Annotated in this window: 15 protein-coding genes; 5 read left to right on the forward strand and 10 right to left on the reverse strand. The window is 55.6% G+C overall.

Annotated elements, in window-relative coordinates; translation table 11 throughout:
- Window positions 1-99: 99 nt before the first annotated feature.
- Both asnS and G536_RS0122610 read left to right on the forward strand, forming a co-directional pair.
- On the forward strand, window positions 100-1512 hold the full coding sequence (gene asnS, locus G536_RS0122600; RefSeq protein ID WP_022825884.1) for an asparagine--tRNA ligase: 1413 nt from the start codon (window positions 100-102) through the stop codon (window positions 1510-1512).
- Window positions 1513-1916: 404 nt separating this feature from the next.
- On the forward strand, window positions 1917-3503 hold the full coding sequence (locus tag G536_RS0122610) for a glycosyltransferase family 39 protein (protein ID WP_022825886.1): 1587 nt from the start codon (window positions 1917-1919) through the stop codon (window positions 3501-3503).
- Between the two features lie 16 nt (window positions 3504-3519).
- Here G536_RS0122610 and G536_RS0122615 read toward each other — a convergent pair whose 3' ends face one another.
- Window positions 3520-3768: a hypothetical protein gene (locus G536_RS0122615; protein ID WP_022825887.1), complete on the reverse strand. Its 249-nt coding sequence runs from the start codon at window positions 3766-3768 to the stop codon at window positions 3520-3522.
- A 146-nt stretch (window positions 3769-3914) separates the two neighbouring features.
- On the opposite strand from G536_RS0122615, the gene G536_RS0122620 reads away from it, so the two are divergent.
- Window positions 3915-5549 carry an FAD-dependent oxidoreductase gene (locus G536_RS0122620; protein WP_022825888.1) on the forward strand — a complete coding sequence of 545 codons (1635 nt, stop codon included), beginning with the start codon at window positions 3915-3917 and terminating at the stop codon, window positions 5547-5549.
- A 59-nt stretch (window positions 5550-5608) separates the two neighbouring features.
- Here the strand turns inward: G536_RS0122620 and G536_RS0122625 are convergent, their stop codons facing one another.
- The 4 genes from G536_RS0122625 to G536_RS31115 all read right to left on the reverse strand — a co-directional run bounded on the left by G536_RS0122625 (window position 5609) and on the right by G536_RS31115 (window position 9863).
- Entirely contained in the window at window positions 5609-6892 is a 1284-nt protein-coding gene (locus tag G536_RS0122625; RefSeq protein ID WP_169515146.1) for an alginate O-acetyltransferase AlgX-related protein, read from the reverse strand.
- A gap of 32 nt (window positions 6893-6924) precedes the next feature.
- Window positions 6925-8343 (reverse strand): MBOAT family O-acyltransferase, encoded by a 1419-nt coding sequence (locus G536_RS0122630; RefSeq protein ID WP_022825890.1) that lies wholly within the window; start codon window positions 8341-8343, stop codon window positions 6925-6927.
- A 125-nt stretch (window positions 8344-8468) separates the two neighbouring features.
- Window positions 8469-8954: a hypothetical protein gene (locus G536_RS31105; RefSeq protein ID WP_022825891.1), complete on the reverse strand. Its 486-nt coding sequence runs from the start codon at window positions 8952-8954 to the stop codon at window positions 8469-8471.
- Between the two features lie 189 nt (window positions 8955-9143).
- The gene (locus tag G536_RS31115) at window positions 9144-9863 is read right to left on the reverse strand and encodes a hypothetical protein (protein WP_022825892.1); all 720 of its coding nucleotides are present in this window, start codon (window positions 9861-9863) and stop codon (window positions 9144-9146) included.
- A gap of 282 nt (window positions 9864-10145) precedes the next feature.
- Between G536_RS31115 and uvrA the strand changes: the two genes are divergently transcribed.
- A complete protein-coding gene (gene uvrA / locus G536_RS0122645; RefSeq protein ID WP_022825893.1) occupies window positions 10146-13148 on the forward strand; it encodes an excinuclease ABC subunit UvrA in 3003 nt (1000 codons plus the stop codon).
- Window positions 13149-13233: 85 nt separating this feature from the next.
- Here the strand turns inward: uvrA and G536_RS0122650 are convergent, their stop codons facing one another.
- From G536_RS0122650 to G536_RS29410, 4 genes are all read right to left on the reverse strand, one after another.
- Window positions 13234-13839 carry a DUF4142 domain-containing protein gene (locus tag G536_RS0122650; RefSeq protein ID WP_022825894.1) on the reverse strand — a complete coding sequence of 202 codons (606 nt, stop codon included), beginning with the start codon at window positions 13837-13839 and terminating at the stop codon, window positions 13234-13236.
- A gap of 228 nt (window positions 13840-14067) precedes the next feature.
- The gene (locus tag G536_RS0122655; RefSeq protein WP_022825895.1) at window positions 14068-14727 is read right to left on the reverse strand and encodes a DUF4142 domain-containing protein; all 660 of its coding nucleotides are present in this window, start codon (window positions 14725-14727) and stop codon (window positions 14068-14070) included.
- 55 nt (window positions 14728-14782) lie between these two features.
- A complete protein-coding gene (locus G536_RS0122660; RefSeq protein WP_022825896.1) occupies window positions 14783-15013 on the reverse strand; it encodes a hypothetical protein in 231 nt (76 codons plus the stop codon).
- Window positions 15014-15086: 73 nt separating this feature from the next.
- Window positions 15087-15662, reverse strand: a complete 576-nt coding sequence (locus G536_RS29410; protein ID WP_022825897.1) for a DUF4142 domain-containing protein — start codon at window positions 15660-15662, stop codon at window positions 15087-15089.
- Between the two features lie 191 nt (window positions 15663-15853).
- Here G536_RS29410 and G536_RS0122670 point away from each other — a divergent pair, with 191 nt between their 5' ends.
- Entirely contained in the window at window positions 15854-16708 is an 855-nt protein-coding gene (locus G536_RS0122670; RefSeq protein WP_022825898.1) for a hypothetical protein, read from the forward strand.
- Between the two features lie 109 nt (window positions 16709-16817).
- Here G536_RS0122670 and G536_RS29415 read toward each other — a convergent pair.
- Window positions 16818-17899 (reverse strand): T9SS type A sorting domain-containing protein (locus tag G536_RS29415; RefSeq protein ID WP_022825899.1); only part of this gene is annotated, 1082 nt, incomplete at its 5' end.

Genomic DNA, 17899 nt, shown 5'->3' on the forward strand with positions numbered 1-17899 from the left:
CACGCCGCCTAAAACGCCCAACTCGGCAATAGTACACTTGCGCTACCAAATCTTCTACCTTTGCGGTTCTATCTATTCAATTCGAGAACCGAAATCCCGATGTCTGACCTCCGAAAAACCAGTGTGCAGGAGTTGCTCCGCAGCACCGACCTGGACCGCGAAGTGCTTTTGAAAGGCTGGGTACGCACCCGCCGCGGCAACAAATACGTGCAGTTCATTAGCGTCAACGACGGCTCAACCATTCATAATATTCAGGTGGTGGCTGATGCCGGGAAGTTTTCGGAGGAAAGCCTGAAGGAAATTACCACCGGCTCGAGCGTGGCAGTGCGCGGCAAACTGGTGGCCTCGCAGGGCAAAGGCCAGGCTGTGGAGGTGCAGGCTAGCGAGATTGAGGTATACGGCTCATCTGACCCAGAAACCTACCCGCTGCAAAAGCGCGGTACTGACCAAAAAGGTATTTCGCTGGAAGAACTACGTAAGATTGCGCACATGCGCCCCCGTACCAACACGTTTGGGGCAGTGCTGCGCATTCGGCACGCCATGTCGTTTGCCATTCACCAGTATTTCAACACCAACGGCTACTTCTACGTGCACACGCCCATCATCACCGGCTCCGATGCCGAGGGGGCCGGCCAGATGTTCCGCGTAACCACCCTGCCCGACGTGAACCCGCCGCTCAACGAGGCCGGCCACGTCGATTACAAGCAGGATTTCTTTGGCAAGCCCACCAACCTCACCGTATCGGGGCAGCTGGAAGGCGAGCTGGCGGCTATGGCGCTGGGCAAGGTGTACACGTTCGGGCCCACGTTCCGGGCCGAAAACTCCAACACGGCCCGCCACTTGGCCGAGTTCTGGATGATTGAGCCCGAGGTAGCCTTCAACGACTTGCAGGACAACATGGACCTGGCCGAGGACTTCCTCCGCAGCTTAGTACGCTACGCTCTGGAGCGCTGCGCCGACGACCTGCAATTCCTCAACGACCAGTACGACAAGGAGCTGCTCACCCGTCTGAAATTCGTGACCGACAACGAGTTTCAGCGCCTGACTTACACCGAGGCAGTGGAGATTCTGAAAGTAGCCAAGCAGAAGTTTGAATTCCCAGTGGATTGGGGCACCGATTTGCAGTCGGAGCACGAGCGGTACCTGGTGGAGAAGCACTTCAAGAAGCCCGTTATCCTCACCAACTACCCCAAGGATATTAAAGCCTTCTACATGAAGCTTGATGAAGATGGCCGCACCGTGCGCGCCATGGACGTGCTGTTTCCTGGTATCGGCGAAATTATCGGTGGCTCGCAGCGGGAAGAGGACTTGCAGAAATTGACTACCCGCATGCAGGAAATGCACGTGCCTGAAGAAGACCTGTGGTGGTACCTCGATACCCGCCGCTTCGGCACCGCACCGCACGCCGGCTTCGGTTTGGGCTTCGAGCGCCTCATCCTGTTCGTCACCGGCATGACCAACATCCGCGACGTTATACCCTTCCCACGCTTCCCTAAAAGCGCCGAGTTTTAAAATTGTACTATGGTGTGGTTGATTTGTAAATCAATCATGCAACCTGTATACTTGCTTTCGTTGAAAAGCTTGTTCGGAGCGTTTCGAATCAACATTCGAGCGTCTTGAACAAGCTTTTCACTTGAAAGTAAGGTAGGTAGTCGCCAGCCTTTCTTCATCAGAACCTGCTCTGAGTTCCGCCCAAGTATCCTGTAGTAATCGAAAGCCAACGGCTGCTTTTCCTCGACTGAAAACGACTATTACAGAATTCCCATGATTACCGATGCCTTAGTAGCAGCAGCTGCCAAGAACGCAGTTGGCTGTTATCATTCACCGCCTAATCTGGTACTGTTATGCTTGCTCAGCCCGATTTTGGTTCTGCGGTAATTGCCAAAAGAAATTCTCTCAGTGCTTACAGGGTAGCAGTGGCTGCTATACTGTCTTTAGGCATCCTTTTCCGGCTGTTTCACTTCTTCTACAACCGCTCATTGTGGGAAGACGAAGTGTATCTATCAACCGGCATAGTGGAAATGAGCTTTCGGGAGCTGTTCACGAAACCATTGCCCCACTTGCAAAGCGCCCCACCCGGCTATTTGCTGGTAGCTCACTCGTTTGTGGTGCTCTTCGGGAAAAACGAGCAGGCCTTGCGGTTGTACTCGCTCCTTACTGGCGTGGCGGCGCTGTTTTTATTTCTGCCGGTAGCCCGCTATTTCCTTAGGCCATTGGGCACTACTGTGGCGCTGGCGTTGCTGGCGTTTGCGCCGCCGCTGGTGTACCATGCTGTGGAGGCCAAGCCGTATGGTCCAGAGCTATTTGTAACGGTACTTATCCTGTGGCTGTATGTGAAATACAAAGGCCAAAACAACCTGCAAGCCATGCTGCGGTGGGGAATATGGAGCAGCATGTTGGTATGGTTTGCGTATTCGTCGGTGTTTGTGCTGGCGGGGCTGACTGCGGCAGTTGGGGCCGCCTACATGCGTAGCAAGCAATGGTCGGCGTTGCTGCGCTTATTTATTCCGGTGGGGATGGGAGTGGTTAGCTTCGGCGCAGTGTATCTGCTATTTGCTAGGCATAATGCCGGGAGTGGGTGGCTGGTTTATTTCTTCTACAAGTGCAACAGCTACTTGCCACTCACTTCGGCCAAGGAGGCAGTGGTATGGTTGGGGCAGCGGGTGTTCCTGTTTTTTCACTACCCACTGGGCTTGAGCTGGTCCAACAACATCATGTTGAAAGCCAGTGAGCAAGTGCTTCAGCGAATGTCTTTGGTGCCGGTGGTATTGATTGGCACGGGTGTACTGTATTTCTACAAGCACAGTAAACGCTACCTATTACTGCTGGCGGCAGTGTTACTGTTGGCGGTGGTGGCTTCTGCTCTGAAAGCATATCCGTTCATTGACCGCCTAACGGTATATCTGGCACCGCTGGTGATACTGCTGCTGGCTGGCGGCTGCGACTATCTGGTTGCTAAACGCAACATACTCACGCAAGCCAGCTACGCGCTGGCCTTGTTGCTGGTGTTCGGGCCACTCAAAAACTCAGTGGCGCAAGTAGTTACTCCGTACTTGTTCGGCGAGTTCAAGAAGTCCTATCACCGCGAAGCTATCCAGTATATCAATACCAATTACCGCCCTGGCGACGCGGTATATATTCACTGGAACGAAAAGCCAGCCTACAATCTGTACCGAAGCCTTACGCCGCTCCGGTTTACCGGCGTATTGGGCAATGACTACCGGCACGCTGCCGGCAACTTCCCCGATTATTTTGCCCGCATGGATGCCGAGTTGCACGCGCTACCCAACACCAAGCGGGTGTGGGTTATCTGGAGCAATACTGACACACCAGTTGGCAACTACATAGACGACCCGGCTTGGTACTACCAGCACAACGACGGCGTACAGCGTTTTCGGCAACATTTGATGAGCATCGGCAGAAGACTAGAGGGTTTCAACCCTGCCGATGGTAACAGCAACACGATGAGTGATGCCCATGTGAGCTTAATGGAGCTATACTGAGTAGTAAAGCAGTAACTCAGCAATAGTTACGCAACTCCTTATCGTCCACAGCTACTAAGGCATCCAAGCGCAACTCGAAGCCATCGGCTAGGCGCAGATATTCCACCTTGTCCTTGATGTAAAGGTCCTGAATGATACCTTGGTAGGTGCTGGGCGGTGTGTCGGGCTCGGTGCGGTAGGTGAGCGTGCACGGCTGACCGGTGGTGGCTCGGGCTTCGAGTTCGTCGTAGAAGCTACAGCTAATGGGTTGGTAGGGAGTGGCCATAAAGTGAAATTAAGCTAAGGTGATAGGGGTAATACGACGAGCAGGCGGCCCTGGGTTGCTGGGTGGTTAGCGACCAAACAACACGCCAACGCCAACCTCAACTGCACCTCCCGCGTTTCGCAGAAGAACCCCTACTCAAAGCAGCCGTGTCTACTTCCACCGAAACCAATCTGGCGCCTGCCACCGCCTTGCAGGATGGCGAAATGCGTACCTATAACGCCGCCGGCACCGACGTGCTGCTGCTGCGCCGCAAGGGGCAGTACCACGCGCTGGCTGCTCATTGCCCGCATTATGGAGCACCATTGGAAAAAGGTAAGCTGGTCGATGACAAGTTGGTATGTCCTTGGCACCATGCTTGTTTCCGCGTGACGGACGGTGCCCTATGTGAGCCGCCTGCGCTAGATGCTTTGCCCTCGTTTCCGGTACGCGTGGCCGATGGTCGGGTGTGGGTGCAGGTACCGAAAAACCCACCGGCTTCCACCGCCAACCCGGACGCTACGCCCACGGCGCTGGTCGGTGGCGAAACCCAGGCCGCTAACGCTGCTGCGCCCGATACGCGTACGTTTGTGCTGGTTGGGGCCGGTGCCGCCAGCCAGTTTGCCGCTCAAACGCTCCGGCAGGAGGGTTTCGGGGGCCGCATTGTGATGCTGACGGCCGAAGCCGAGCCGCCCTACGACCGAACTAAACTCAGCAAAGCTTACCTAGCCGGCAAAGCCAAAAAGAAAGCTCTGCCGCTGCGTAAAACCAGTTTCTACGAGCAGCACCGCATTGAGCTACTAACCGATATTCGTGCCGTTGGTCTTAACCTTCCCACCCAAGAACTACACGTCAGTGGCCGGGTGCCATTGCGCTACGACAAGCTGCTGCTGGCACCCGGCGGGGCTGCTAAGCAGCTGCCAACCCTGCCAGGCCACGACTTGGCCGGCGTGTTTCTGCTCCGAACCCCCACTGATGCCGAGGATATTCAGCGAGCCACTGAGAAGGCTACGCATGTTGTAATCATTGGCTCGGGTTTTATCGGGATGGAAGCAGCATCCAGCTTGGTAGCCGATGGCCGGCGCGTGACTGTTTTAGCGCAGGAGAAAGAACCGTTTGAGCGAGTATTGGGGTCGAAAATTGGGGCTATGTTCCGTAATCTGCACAAACGCAACGGGGTACGCTTCAAACCGGAAGCTGTTGTGGCTGAGCTGGAAGGCGAGAATGGGCACGTAACGGCCGTGCGGCTGCAATCGGGCCAACGCCTACCCGCCGACGTGGTGGTGCTAGGAGTAGGAGTGAAGCCAGCCACCGATTTCCTACTACACACTTTCGACTTGGACAAAGACGGCGGCCTGCGGGTAGATGCTTACCTACAAGCCGCAGACGAAGTGTATGCTGCCGGAGATATTGCCCGCTTCCCGCTGGTGGCCGGTCAGGGCCAGCACCGCATCGAGCATTGGCGTATAGCGCAGCAGCACGGCGCCTGTGCTGCCCGCAACATGCTGGGGCAGCAGCAGCCGTTCCAGAAAGTGCCGTTTTTCTGGACTCAGCAGTACGGCAAAAGCCTGCGTTATGTAGGCCATGCCGAAGCCTGGGACGAAATCATCTTCCACGGCGACGTGCGCCGCCAGGATTTCCTGGCCCTCTATGCCCACCAGAACCGCCTAGTAGCTGCCGCCGCCATGAACCGTGACCAGGATATCATCTGCATCGAAGCCCTGATGGCCCTCGACCTAATGCCTACGCCCACCGCCGCGCGCCGCAAGCAGAACTGGGCGCAGCTACTGGAAAAGGCCACCTGAGCTATATAGTGCTATCAACCAGCTTTTTATGGTGTCTGGTTGATAGCGCTGGCACCTAGTTATGGCTTGCGTTCAGTGCGGTCATATAAGCCACGGGCTTTGTTGTGAAGCAGATCTTCAAACGGCACATTATTCCGGTATGCCTGCGCCCACAAGCTGTCGTTTACACCGGGAGAACGAAGCAATTCCTGTTCCAGGGCTTTCACTCGAACGTTATCCGCTTCTGTTAGTGGGTGGTATAACTCGTAGAGCTGGTCGATAAACTCGCCATACATTAGGTTGTGCTCGGTTTTTAGAATAAGTACGAAATTCCGCTCTGCCATCTGTTGCGAAATATCCATGGGAACAGGTGGCTCGCCTGACTCAGTGTAAGGCGATATAACTCCGTTCAAACTACGAAAGCGAGATACTGGACTGAACAGCGTTTGGAAATAGGGGTAAAAATGCATCAGCCCCCAATTGAAACTATCGCCGTAGAGCAGCAGATTTGGTTGTTGCTGATCGGCGCGCAACGAATCAAACACGATTTGCGGATACGCCATCCGGGGGTACGGAGTATAGGGGATGATGAGGTTTAGCGGGTCACTTAAGTCGCTATCCGTCATTTTTACTCCTCCCTGAAGCACTTCGAGCGGCGGCTGGCGGTGAAAGTCGCGGAGGTTGAAATTGCCTATTTGCTCGATGCGCCGAAAAATGGTGTCGGCGGCTAGTGTAATGCCGTAACCGCTCCAATGGGTACCACCCTTCGGAAACAGAGGATAACGGCTGGTGTCTTTGGCAGCCACAAAAAACGCACTGCAATCTAATAGGTTGATATCCTGCGTCTTCATCTCCTGCACCATCGCCTCATAATTGGAGCGGCCCGCAACAGGCCGGGCTACCGTAAAGGGCAGATCTTCGGGTTGAAAACGAGCTTTGTTGGGGGCCATTACAAACAGAAATCCAATGCCTCGTTGGGTCAGATCATCCTGTACTATGCGCAACCGCCTGATTCTGTGGCGTACTTCGTCGTCTCCTAGGTATTCGGCACCCAGATAAGCATCAATCACACGTGGCTGAAACAGCACATCATTGCGGCCAATCACTAGATCGGTGGAGCGCGCCACGCGCCACAACGAAAAGGACAATTGGTTGCGCAAGGATATTAGCCATGTGCGAAGCCCAATTCGGTCTTCTAAATACTGCTCTAGCTTGGGTTGATAAGAGCCATCTAGTAAAGCGTCCAAGCTGAAATCAGGGTGTTCGGCCTGTATATAAGCCCCTGCTAGCTGCTCTTCCTTTAATAAGTGAAACTTGGCTTGTATGCTGGGTAGAGCAAGCAGTAAGAACAGAAAAGCAAACAACGTACGCTTCATAACTATGAAAGCTAAACCAGCTAAAATCGGAAGTAGATAAACGGATTGAATGAACTGCCGATAATAGCTCCTGCGCTCAGAATGAGTAGCACGGCGGTAGCCAATGTGAGGCCTGTAGCCCGCGATAAGCTTAGTTTCTCACCAAACAGTAAGCTCACTTCCCAGCGCTCTACGCGCGGCAGTGCCGCCATAAACGAAAACAAAGCAGCTAGTACCAGTATGCCCCAAAACTCGTTGTTGAAATATGGTAGCTGGCCCAGGCCGCCACTCACCATGCGCTTGATATAAGTTAAGGCTCCCGCCAAAGACTCGGCGCGGAAGAGTACCCAGCCCACCACTGTAATAAGAAAGGTGGGCACAATGCTTAGCGGCCCTAAGAGCTTGGAAATACGCAATAGAAAGAGCCTGTCGAGCACCAGAAACAGGCCGTGAAAGGCTCCCCAAGCAATAAAGTTCCAAGCTGCGCCGTGCCAGAAGCCAGAGAGAATAAATACAGTCCAGAGGTTGGCATAGAGGCGGCCGGTGCTTACGCGGTTGCCTCCAAGCGGAATATAGAGGTAGTCGCGCATCCAGCGGCCTAGCGTGATGTGCCAGCGTTGCCAGAACTCAGTGATAGAGCGTGAAACGTAGGGGTTGTTGAAGTTTTCGGGAAACTGAAAGCCCATGAGCCTGCCCAGGCCAATGGCCATGTCGGAGTAACCTGAGAAGTCGAAGTAGATCTGGAACGTGTAGGCTACGGCCCCTACCCACGCCAGCGGCGCAGATATTTCGGTTGGGTTCATGGCGAATATCTTATCAGCTTCCAGGCCTAGTACGTTGGCAATGAGCACCTTTTTGCCCAGCCCGATACCAAAGCGAAACAGGCCCGCCAGCTTCTGGTCCACCGTATCGAAGGCGCGCCGGTCGGTGAGCTGACCAGCTATTTCGTGGAAGCGCACAATGGGCCCGGCAATCATCTTCGGGAACAGCATGATATAGAGCATAAAGTCCCAAAAGCTGCGCAAAGGCCGGTTTACGCCCCGGTACACATCAATGGTGTACGTCAGCTTCTCGAAGGTGAAAAAAGAGATGCCAATGGGTAGTACTACCCGTTCCCACGTTAGGGCCGAGCCGCCCAGCGCCGTTTGTACGGCCCCAATGTTTTCAAGGAAGAAGTTGGCATACTTGAAATAGAAGAGCATGGCTACGTTGATAACAATGCTCATCGTGAGGTAGATGCGCTTCTGCCAACCTTCGGCTTTATCCATGAAGCGGATCAGCACGAAGTTGACTACCACGGAGGCTACAAACAAAGCCAGAAAGTTGAGGCCCCCCCAAGCGTAGAACCCAATACTAGCTATCAGAGCCACTGTATTCTTGAACCGAGTTGGAGTCAGGAAGTAAAGCAGCAGGAAAGCCGGCAGGAAATAAAACAGAAACAGCGTACTACTAAATACCATATAGTGCGGAACAAACAGACTTCAAGACTGCCCGAAAATACAGGATTGCCACGTGTTGAGCCGCAAAAAAACCGGACCCTCTCGCAAGAGTCCGGTTTGTATTGCTGAAGGCAGGTTACGAAAGGCTAGTGCTTGCCGTGGCCTTTGCCGTGGCCATTTCCTTTCCCGCCTTTGTTCTTGCCTTCCACTACATACACGCCACCTGGCTGCATGGCACCCAGTTTCTTGGCCTGGCCCGGAGGCAATCCTTTGCCGTTCTCTAGGCGCTTCACTTGGCCGGGCGGCAGGCTAACCGGGTACAGCGTGCGGTGGCGGCTGTACTGCGACCAAGGCTGCGCGCCTACATAGTCGATAACTACGGGGTGGAAGGACGAGGTTGAGTAACCATTGAGGTTGGCGGTACGCACCCATTTGCCGTTCTGCTGCACAATGTAGCGCTGGCTGCTGAGGTCGTAGTAGCTGCTGGCTTCGGGGATGTAGTAGTACTGCTTACCTGCTGGCACAGCTGGTCCCCAAGCAGGCTGCACAATGTTGATATTGACTTGCGCCTCAGCTGATAACGATAGACCCGTAAGTAGGACAGCAAAAGCGAGTTTGGGGAAGAGCTTCATGGTTGGAGAGATGGTTGGGGAGAATTCAATAATGTACAGCAGGCAGTTGCAAGAAAGAGGCCAGACTAGCCATGCTGTTGCGCTTAACACAAGAACTATTATCCTTGTGATATGCAAATTCGCTGATTTTAATCATAAAAAAAGCGCTTCTATCTAGAGGCGCTTTTTTTATGGGAAGCTTGCTATTCTTTACCGGCCACGGCCTCGTTCCCGGCCACCATCGGGGCCGCTGCTTTGCATTTCACGACGACCTTGTGGCCCTTGGTCGTTGCGGTCTGGGCCGGGCTGATAGCCACGGTTATCTTGTTGGTAACTGCGGTTGTTGCGGCCATCGTTCCGGTCGTTGTCCCGGATATTGGGACGGTAGTTGCCGCGGTTATTTCGGTCGTAGTCGTTGGAGTGGGCGTAGCCGCGGTTGTTGTACGGGTTGTTGCCGTAGCTGCCGGGAGCCGAGCGGTAGTTAGGTTGCGGGGTGCGGTAGCCATAGTTCTGGCCGTACCCGCCGCCCCGATTATAGCCGTAGCCTTGGTTGCCCCGGTAGTAACCCGGCTGCCAGCCCCGCTGGCCACAGTACGCCCGGTGGTCGTGGATGTAGCCCCACGGCTGCCGTCCCACGTAGTTGATGACGACCGGGTGGAAGAAGCGCGGGTCGTAATTGGCGTAGTAAGTCGGTAGGTAGGGGGTGCTCACCCAGTAGCCGTAGGGGTCGAGGTACACGTAGTTCTGGGTGTACAGGTCGTAATAACCGTCAATTTCCGGGATGTAGTAATACTCCACGCCGGGGCCCACGGACGGACCCCAGGCCGGCCGCCCTACATTGACGTTCACCTGCACCTGAGCCTGTGCGGCGCCGCTTTGCAGCAGCAAACCCAGCAACAGCATCAGGCTCGATTTAAGCATCAGTTTCATGGTTGAAAAAAGAGAAATGAACAATGAAACCTATAACGCAAGAACAGCGCCATTTCGCTGATTTCGAGCAAGAAAAACGCTTGATTTCACTGCCCCACCGTAGAACTTTAAATCCACCGGGACATTTAGGCCCCTTTCGTTGTTACAGGCTGTCTGTTCGCGCTATTCCTTGCGCGAACTGCCTCGCATAAGCTGGCCAAAACGCTTGGCAAATAAGCTATTCGGGGTAGTCATTGGGGCGCGTATTGCGTACCTTTGCAGACTTATACGCTTCGCTAGTGCATGGCCAAAAAATCAACTGCCGCTCCCGCTGCTACCTCTCCGAAAGCACCCAAAGCGCCGAAGGCTCCTAAAGCCGCTCCGGCCCCTGAGGTAGCCTCGGTTCCTTCCCCAACCGTTACGCTGCCGACTCTCGTGCAGGGCCAGCTCAACGGCCACGCCGTTGATACCGAAGCGCCCTTCATTGAGGTGTACGGGGCTCGGGAGCATAATCTCAAGAATGTTTCCATCCAGATTCCGCGCGGGCGGCTGGTGGTATTTACCGGCATTTCCGGCTCGGGCAAGTCGTCGTTGGCCTTCGATACGATTTATGCCGAGGGTCAGCGCCGCTACATGGAGACGTTTTCGGCCTACGCCCGCAGCTTCATGGGCGGGCTGGAGCGGCCCGACGTGGACAAGATTGAGGGCCTGTCGCCGGTTATCAGCATCGAGCAGAAAACCACCTCGCGCAACCCCCGCTCCACCGTCGGTACCATCACCGAAATCTACGACTTCCTGCGTTTGCTCTATGCTCGTACCGCCGAGGCGTTCAGCTACGCCACTGGGGCCAAGATGATCCGGCAGAGCGACGACCAGATCATCAACTACATCCTGCAACAGTTCGATGGCAAGAAGCTGGTGGTGCTGGCACCCGTGGTGAAAGGCCGCAAAGGACATTACCGTGAGCTGTTCCAGCAGATTGCCAAGCTCGGCTTCACCAAAGTGCGCGTCGATGGCGAACTGCTCGACATTACGGCCAAGATGCAGGTGGACCGCTACAAGATTCACGACATCGAAATCGTGATTGACCGGCTGGTGGTGAAAGAGGAGGACCGGTTCCGGCTGTCGGGTTCGGTGCAGAATGCGCTGACCCACGGCAAAGGTACCATGTTGGTGCTCGACCCCGACGAGAAGAAGGCCGACAAGCAGACCCAGTTCTTCTCGCGCTTCCTTATGGACCCCGTCACCGGCATTGCCTACGACGACCCCGCGCCTAACACGTTCAGCTTCAACTCGCCCTACGGCGCGTGCCCGGTTTGCAACGGCTTGGGCGAAGTGCAGGAAATTACCGAGGAATCGGTGATGCCGGATAAGAAGCTGAGTATCAGCCGTGGCGGTATTGCGCCGCTGGGCGAGTACCGCGACATCTGGATTTTCCAGCAGCTCAGCCTGATCCTCAAAAAGCAGAAACTCAGCCTCAGTACGTCGCTGGAGAAGCTGCCCGCTGACCTGATTGAACGGCTGCTCTATGGGGTGCCCGAAGATGAGGACGCCGACCCGAAAAAGGCCAATTACGCCGAGCCGTTCGAGGGTATCATCCCGTTCCTGCGCCGGCAGATGGAGTCTGATTCCGAGAACATTCGGGAGTGGATTCAGCAGTACACCCAGGCCAAAGAGTGCCCCGAGTGCCACGGCTACCGCCTCAAAAAGGAGTCGTTGCACTTCAAGATGGACGACAAGCACATCGGCGAGCTGTCGGTGATGGACCTGAATGAGCTGGCTACTTGGTTTGAAGGTCTGGAAACGCGCCTGACGGACCGCCAGAACCTGATTGCGCGGGAGCTGCTCAAGGAAATCCGTAAGCGCATCGGCTTCCTGCTAGAAGTAGGCCTCGACTACCTGAACCTGCACCGCTCGGTACGGACGCTAAGCGGCGGGGAAAGCCAGCGCATCCGCCTCGCCACCCAAATTGGTACCCAACTGGTGGGCGTGCTCTACATCATGGACGAGCCCAGTATCGGCTTGCACCAGCGTGACAACGAGCGGCTAATCAAGGCCTTACAGCACCTGCGCGACATCGGTAACTCGGTGATTGTGGTGGAGCACGACAAGGACATGATTCTGCACGCCGACTATGTGCTGGACATTGGCCCCGGCGCGGGTATCCACGGCGGGCATATTGTGGCTTCGGGTACGCCGCAGGAGATTTTCAACTCGGGCAGCCTCACGTCGCAGTACCTCAGCGGGCAGAAGCACATCGAGCTGCGCAAGAAAAAGCGCACTGGGGAAGGCAAGGAACTGGTGCTGAAAGGTGCCAAAGGCCACAACCTGAAGAACGTAACAGCCAAGTTCCCGTTGGGTAAGCTGATTGCCGTAACCGGCGTGTCGGGCTCCGGCAAGTCGTCCCTGATTCACGATACGCTGTACCCCATTCTCAATCAGCACTTCTTCAACGCCAAGCGCGAGCCGCTACAATACGGCAGCATTGAGGGGCTGGAACTGATTGACAAGGTAATCGAGGTAGACCAGTCGCCGATTGGACGCACGCCCCGCTCGAACCCGGCTACGTATACCGGCGTGTTCACTGAAATCCGGCAACTGTTCTCGTCGTTGCCGGAAGCCAAGATTCGGGGGTACGGGCCGGGCCGCTTCTCGTTCAACGTGAAGGGTGGCCGCTGCGAAACCTGCGAGGGTGCCGGCATCCGGACCATCGAAATGAACTTCCTGCCCGACGTGCACGTGCCCTGCGAAACCTGCAAAGGCCGCCGCTACAACCGCGAAACGCTGGAAGTGCGCTTCAAAGGCAAGTCCATTACCGACGTGCTGGACATGACCGTGGAAAAGGCCGTGGACTTCTTCGAGTTTCAGCCCCGCATCCTGCGCAAGATTCAGACTTTGAACGAAGTAGGACTGGGATACCTCACGCTGGGGCAACAAGCTACTACACTGTCGGGTGGGGAGGCGCAACGGGTGAAGCTAGCTACCGAGCTCAGCAAAAAGGACACTGGCAAGACGTTCTACATCCTTGATGAGCCGACTACCGGCCTGCACTTCGAGGACATCAACCACTTGGCCGATGTGCTGCAAAAGCTGGCCGACAAGGGCAATACCGTCCTCATCATCGAGCACAACCTCGACCTGATTAAGGTAGCCGACCACGTTATCGACATCGGGCCGGAAGGTGGCGGAGGCGGTGGCACCATTGTGGCGCAAGGCACGCCCGAGCAGGTAGCTAAGTCAGGAAAGGGCCACACCAGCCGTTTCCTGGCCGAGGAACTGCGCACCAGCAAGTATGCCGAGGCGTAGACCATAAGGTAAGCAAAAGGCCCTCCGGCAGAAGCACATACTTCTGCCGGAGGGCCTTTTGCTTTATCGGAATGAGATGAGCCAGTTATTTCAGAGCATTGGCACGCTCGAAAAGCACGGCCGTTTGGCTTTCGTGGGCGCGGAGCTTGGGCAGCATTTCCGTCACGTAGGCTAGCAGTTCGGGGTTGGCAAGCTTGGTAGTGGCCTCGGCGTAGCGCTTCACGGTGCGCTCGTGTAGTTCCTTCAGGTCGCGCAGGTATTTCTTGTCGAAGCCGAGGTATTTTCGGTCGTCCACGTCGTCGTAGATGGCGCGGTCTTCGGTGCTCATCATGGTGGGCAGCGCAATGCTGTTCTTCACGGTAATGGCTTCCAGCTTCTGCTCGGCCTCGGTGTGTTCCTGCTCCATCATTTTGCCCCAGTCCTTCACCTCCTGCACAATGGCCTTTTGCTGCGCCAGCTTGCCCAACGACACCTCCAGCATATTGGTGCTGGCGGCGGCTACGGCAAACTCCGAATCGTATTTCAGCTGCTCCTTGGTGTAAGTGGAGCCTTCTTTCAAGGCTTTGCTGCGCTTCTTATTGATTTTCTCGGCTTTTTTGGTTGGGTTCTGGGCTTGGGCGGGCGCTACGCTTCCCAACATAACCGCGGCCAGCAGAGCCGTACCAGCAAATCGTTTCAATAGGTTTTTCATGGGTTGAGAATCAAGCAGAGGTAAATGGCAGACTGTGAGTAATACGGATGCCCGCCAAGGGGTTCAGTGTCTTATACTCAACAATGCCAAAGGAGTTTAGCGCGTAACGTCAGATTTTGCCCGGTGGCGTAACCCGCTGGCAATTAGAGTGAATAAATGAATATAAAAGTCAAAAAGCCGCCCCTCTAGTAGAGGAGCGGCTTTTGCGTAAGGGCTAGTGCCTATCGGCTACATCATGCCGTTGTGGTCTTTCGACATCGTCAGGTGCTTCTCGATTACCGGAGTGGTTTTCGTGATAAACGTCTGAAGGTCGGTGTCTTGGGTCATGGCTTTGTGAGCGGCCATGGTGTTCAGGGTTTTCTGGTGGTCGGTTACCATTTGCTCCATGAACTTCTTTTCCAGCTCTTTACCGGAGAGCTTGCGCATCTGCTCGGCAATGGCCTTATGCTCGGCATCCATGTCGGTGGGCAGCTTCACGTTCTTTTTGGTAGCAATGGCCTTCAAGTCCGCCGTCGACTTGGTGTGGTCGGTAATCATCATGTCGGCGTGGGTTTTGGCCATGCCAGTAGCGCCCTTCTCCAGCACCAGCTTGCTCAACTGGATTTCGTTTTGGTCGCTATGAGCGGCCGACATCATAAACGTTGGGTCGTCGGAGTGCGGAGCAGTGGGGCCACTGGGGTCGGCCATAGCTCCGGCACCTGCTGCGGCGGTATCGGCCATGGTGCCACCTGCCGTAGAATCCATGGCGCCGGCGTTGTTGTCAGTAGGGGCGCTACCAACGGCGGTATCGGCCGTATCTGCCGAGGTGGAGGCGGTGTCGGAAGAGCTGTTACAGCTGCCAAGCGAGAGTAAGCCCAAGCAGGCAGCGCTAAAAAGAATGCGTTTCATAGGAATTGATGTGGAGTTGTGGATATAACGATTTACTTACTCCACGGTACTTTGGTTATGGACGAGCTCCAGCAGTGGAGTCCATTCCCATGGCCGAATCGGCGTCGACCGTTACGGTTGGGCCCGCGTCATTGTCGATAACCGTGGCGCTGTTGTTGGCATCTACGCCGCCATCAGCCGCCGATTTTTCAATGTCAGTCACGGCTTTGCCGTTTGTATTGTCGCCGCAGCTGGCAAAAGAGAGAGTGGCACCCAAGGCCAGCAAGGAAAGAAAGCGCGTTTTCATAACGTGGTTGGTTGTAAGTGAAGGATGTAGAAATAAGGAGAGGTATTAGGCCGGTAGGCCGCTACCTCACGGGTTACTTGGGTAGTTGATCGGCTGCTTTTTCGGCGGCCTCCAGGTGGTTTTTCAGGGTGGTCAGGTACTTGGCGGCAAAAGCTCGGATGTCACCATCGTAGGCATCATCACTCATGTCATCGAAGTTGTCGACGCTCTTTTTGTGGGTTTCTTCCAGTAGCTCTATATACTTCCGGTCGAAGGCGGCTCCATTCAATGCAGTTAGCTCACCCACTTGCTTGGCTTGGTCGCCGCCCAAGCTAGCAGGCAGTACAATGCTTTTTTTCTCGGCTAGGGTTTTCAGTTCGGTTTGCATGGGGCCATGCTGGCCCGCTACAGCTTCAGCCACATACTTCACATCAGGTGAAGAAGCCTTCCGCTTGGCTATTTGGCTGATTTCCAAGTCAAACATGCTGCGGTTGGCGGCCGTCACCATAAATTCGGCGTCGCGCTCCTGTTTGGCAGTAATGTCTTCGCCACCAATGCGCTTTTCGTTCTGAAACTTAGCTTCAGCAACTGGGTCTTTGTTGCTTTCACCTCCCGAACAAGCAGTGAACAGGGGCAGAACGAGCAAGGCAGTGAGTTGAGCAGGGCGCATGGTGTCGAGGGGGTATACAGAATGTGTGTACAGCTATACGAGAGGTTAGGGTAGCGGTTGGCCTGCAAAATTCAGGTAGTCTTCAAAATTTTTTATAGTTGTATTAAACTATGTTTACTGGTCTCTATCCAAGCTATTGAAACCGTAGCAACCACTCTCTTTCTTCTTCATTTCTAATTCCCTCCCTCATCATGCAATCTTTACTTTTTCGCCCTCTCCATTTTGCGGCTCTCGCCGGTGGTTTACTTCTGCTCAGCACTAGTGCCTGCACCACCAACAAAGAACAAGTAGAACCCGAAAGCATTGTTTCAGCTGAAGATTCGGGCATGGCCGAAGAGGAAAACGCCAGTCTCAATGACTTTGTGGAAGCTGCCGCCCCAGCCGATATTGCCGTATTAAACGGAGCCGTTACCGAACCCACCGACCTAGCCCGTATTCTGCCGGCTTGTGCTACCCGCACTTACGATCCTAGCACTCGAACACTCACCCTGGATTTTGGTGCTGTAAATTGCACTGCTCCCAACGGCGTAACCCACCGCGGCCAGATTGTGGCCGTGTTCAATGGCCGCCCACGGCTGCAAGGCTCATCGGTGAGTATCACATTGGTCAACTATTTCCGCAACGATAACCAGCACACCGGCACTCGCATCATCACCAACACCGGCGACGGGTCGTATTCCCTCAGCGTGCAGAATGCCAGCGTTGTTACCTCAACTGGCACGCATTCCTGGAACTCGCAGCGCACTTATACCCGCCTAGCCGGCCAGAGCACTCGTACCCTTCTCGACGACCAATATTCGGTAACGGGGTCAGCCACTGGCACCAACCGGCGGGGTGCCACCTATGCTGCCACCATTCAGCAGCCGCTGCTTAAAGTATTTACGCCCGGTTGCGCCCGGTTTTTCACGGCCGGTACAGTCAGCATCAGCAATTCTAATGGCAAAACCTTAGTCCTCAACTACGACCCTACCAGTACCCAAGCCTGCGATAATATGGCGTCGGTGACAATAAATGGCCGCACCCGTGTTTTTCGGTTGGGCCGTTAATACTTAACTGTCTGAAGCACGTTGTGTTGAATGCAAAACGGCTCTGCTCTCTATTAAAAGAGGCAGAGCCGTTTTGGTGTTTGCTAGTTGGTAGTAGGCGCAGCGTGCCTTACTTGGTTAGCACCACACGTTGGTGTACCACTTGCGTATCCGTAGTTAAGCGGAGGGTGTACAGGCCGGCTGGCAAGTCAGCACCGGAGAATAGCACCGTCCGAGGCTGCTGCGCCTGCATAGACCCCGCAAATAGTTTGCGTACCAAGCGGCCTTGCAAGTCGTAAACAGCCAGGGTAGCTTGGCCGCTGTCGGCTACTTTGAACTGCACTTGGCTTTCGTTGGTGAATGGGTTCGGGTAAGCCGTCAGCTCCACAGATTTTGGCGTGGTAGTAGACGTAGTAGCCAACGGAGCACCAGCAGCTGCCACAGGCAATACAAACAACGGGGTTTCAGTCACGTTGAGCTGAAGCTGGCCATTGGTCACGTTCACCCGCTGCACACTCATGGTACTACCCGCTTGCGGACGATATACATCCGCCTGCGTGGCCGTGCCTAAGTTGAGAGAATACGATGCCGTACGCCCCGTCTCATCGGGCACGACGAGCATGAAGGCGCTCTGGCCGTTGAGGGCGTAGCGGTCCACCAGCGGGTCGGCGTTCAGGGTCTGCTGGTAGCGGTAGCGGCCGAGCAAGCGCTGCACCTGCTGCAGGTACTGCGCCGCCAGGCGCGGGCTGCGGTTGCTGTTCAACAGGCCCATCGAGCCGAACTGGATGCTGCTGGTCGGGTTGTCGTCGTAGGCCTGGTAGTGGAACACGCGCTCCACCCCCCAGCGGGCGTAGCTCAGGGCCGAGCGCAGCAGCCAGTCGGCCTGCGTCTGCTCCACCGAGCGGCCGCCCACGGCGATGGCCTTGAGCGGGCTGCCCTGGTTGAGGTCGTAGCCCGACTCAGTGAGCCAGACCGGCATGTCGGCGCAGTACTCGTGGGCCATGGCCAGGAAGGCGGCCGCCCGCTCGCCGGCGTCCGAGACCTCCGGGGCGCTGCCGCGGGTGGGGTTGCCCCCCTGCGAGGAGCCCGCGTCGTTGGCGTAGTGGTGGTAGTTGATCACATCCCAGCACAGGTTGACCGTGCCGTCGGGCTTGAGGCCGCGGAACTGGCGGCACCACTCGACCATGCCCTTGACGTAGTCCGGGTTGGGCG

The organism is Hymenobacter norwichensis DSM 15439 (genome assembly GCF_000420705.1).
Classification (GTDB): domain Bacteria; phylum Bacteroidota; class Bacteroidia; order Cytophagales; family Hymenobacteraceae; genus Hymenobacter; species Hymenobacter norwichensis.

What these genes read in the sequence shown, in the direction of transcription:
- G536_RS0122660 (WP_022825896.1), bottom strand. Translation starts at nt 15,013, where the DNA reads ATGAAAACGCGCTTTCTTTCCTTGCTGGCCTTGGGTGCCACTCTCTCT.
- G536_RS31105 (WP_022825891.1), bottom strand. Translation starts at nt 8,954, where the DNA reads ATGAAGCTCTTCCCCAAACTCGCTTTTGCTGTCCTACTTACGGGTCTA.
- G536_RS0122650 (WP_022825894.1), bottom strand. Translation starts at nt 13,839, where the DNA reads ATGAAAAACCTATTGAAACGATTTGCTGGTACGGCTCTGCTGGCCGCG.
- uvrA (WP_022825893.1), top strand. Translation starts at nt 10,146, where the DNA reads ATGGCCAAAAAATCAACTGCCGCTCCCGCTGCTACCTCTCCGAAAGCA.
- G536_RS0122615 (WP_022825887.1), bottom strand. Translation starts at nt 3,768, where the DNA reads ATGGCCACTCCCTACCAACCCATTAGCTGTAGCTTCTACGACGAACTC.
- G536_RS29410 (WP_022825897.1), bottom strand. Translation starts at nt 15,662, where the DNA reads ATGCGCCCTGCTCAACTCACTGCCTTGCTCGTTCTGCCCCTGTTCACT.
- G536_RS0122630 (WP_022825890.1), bottom strand. Translation starts at nt 8,343, where the DNA reads ATGGTATTTAGTAGTACGCTGTTTCTGTTTTATTTCCTGCCGGCTTTC.
- G536_RS0122655 (WP_022825895.1), bottom strand. Translation starts at nt 14,727, where the DNA reads ATGAAACGCATTCTTTTTAGCGCTGCCTGCTTGGGCTTACTCTCGCTT.
- G536_RS31115 (WP_022825892.1), bottom strand. Translation starts at nt 9,863, where the DNA reads ATGAAACTGATGCTTAAATCGAGCCTGATGCTGTTGCTGGGTTTGCTG.
- G536_RS0122670 (WP_022825898.1), top strand. Translation starts at nt 15,854, where the DNA reads ATGCAATCTTTACTTTTTCGCCCTCTCCATTTTGCGGCTCTCGCCGGT.
- asnS (WP_022825884.1), top strand. Translation starts at nt 100, where the DNA reads ATGTCTGACCTCCGAAAAACCAGTGTGCAGGAGTTGCTCCGCAGCACC.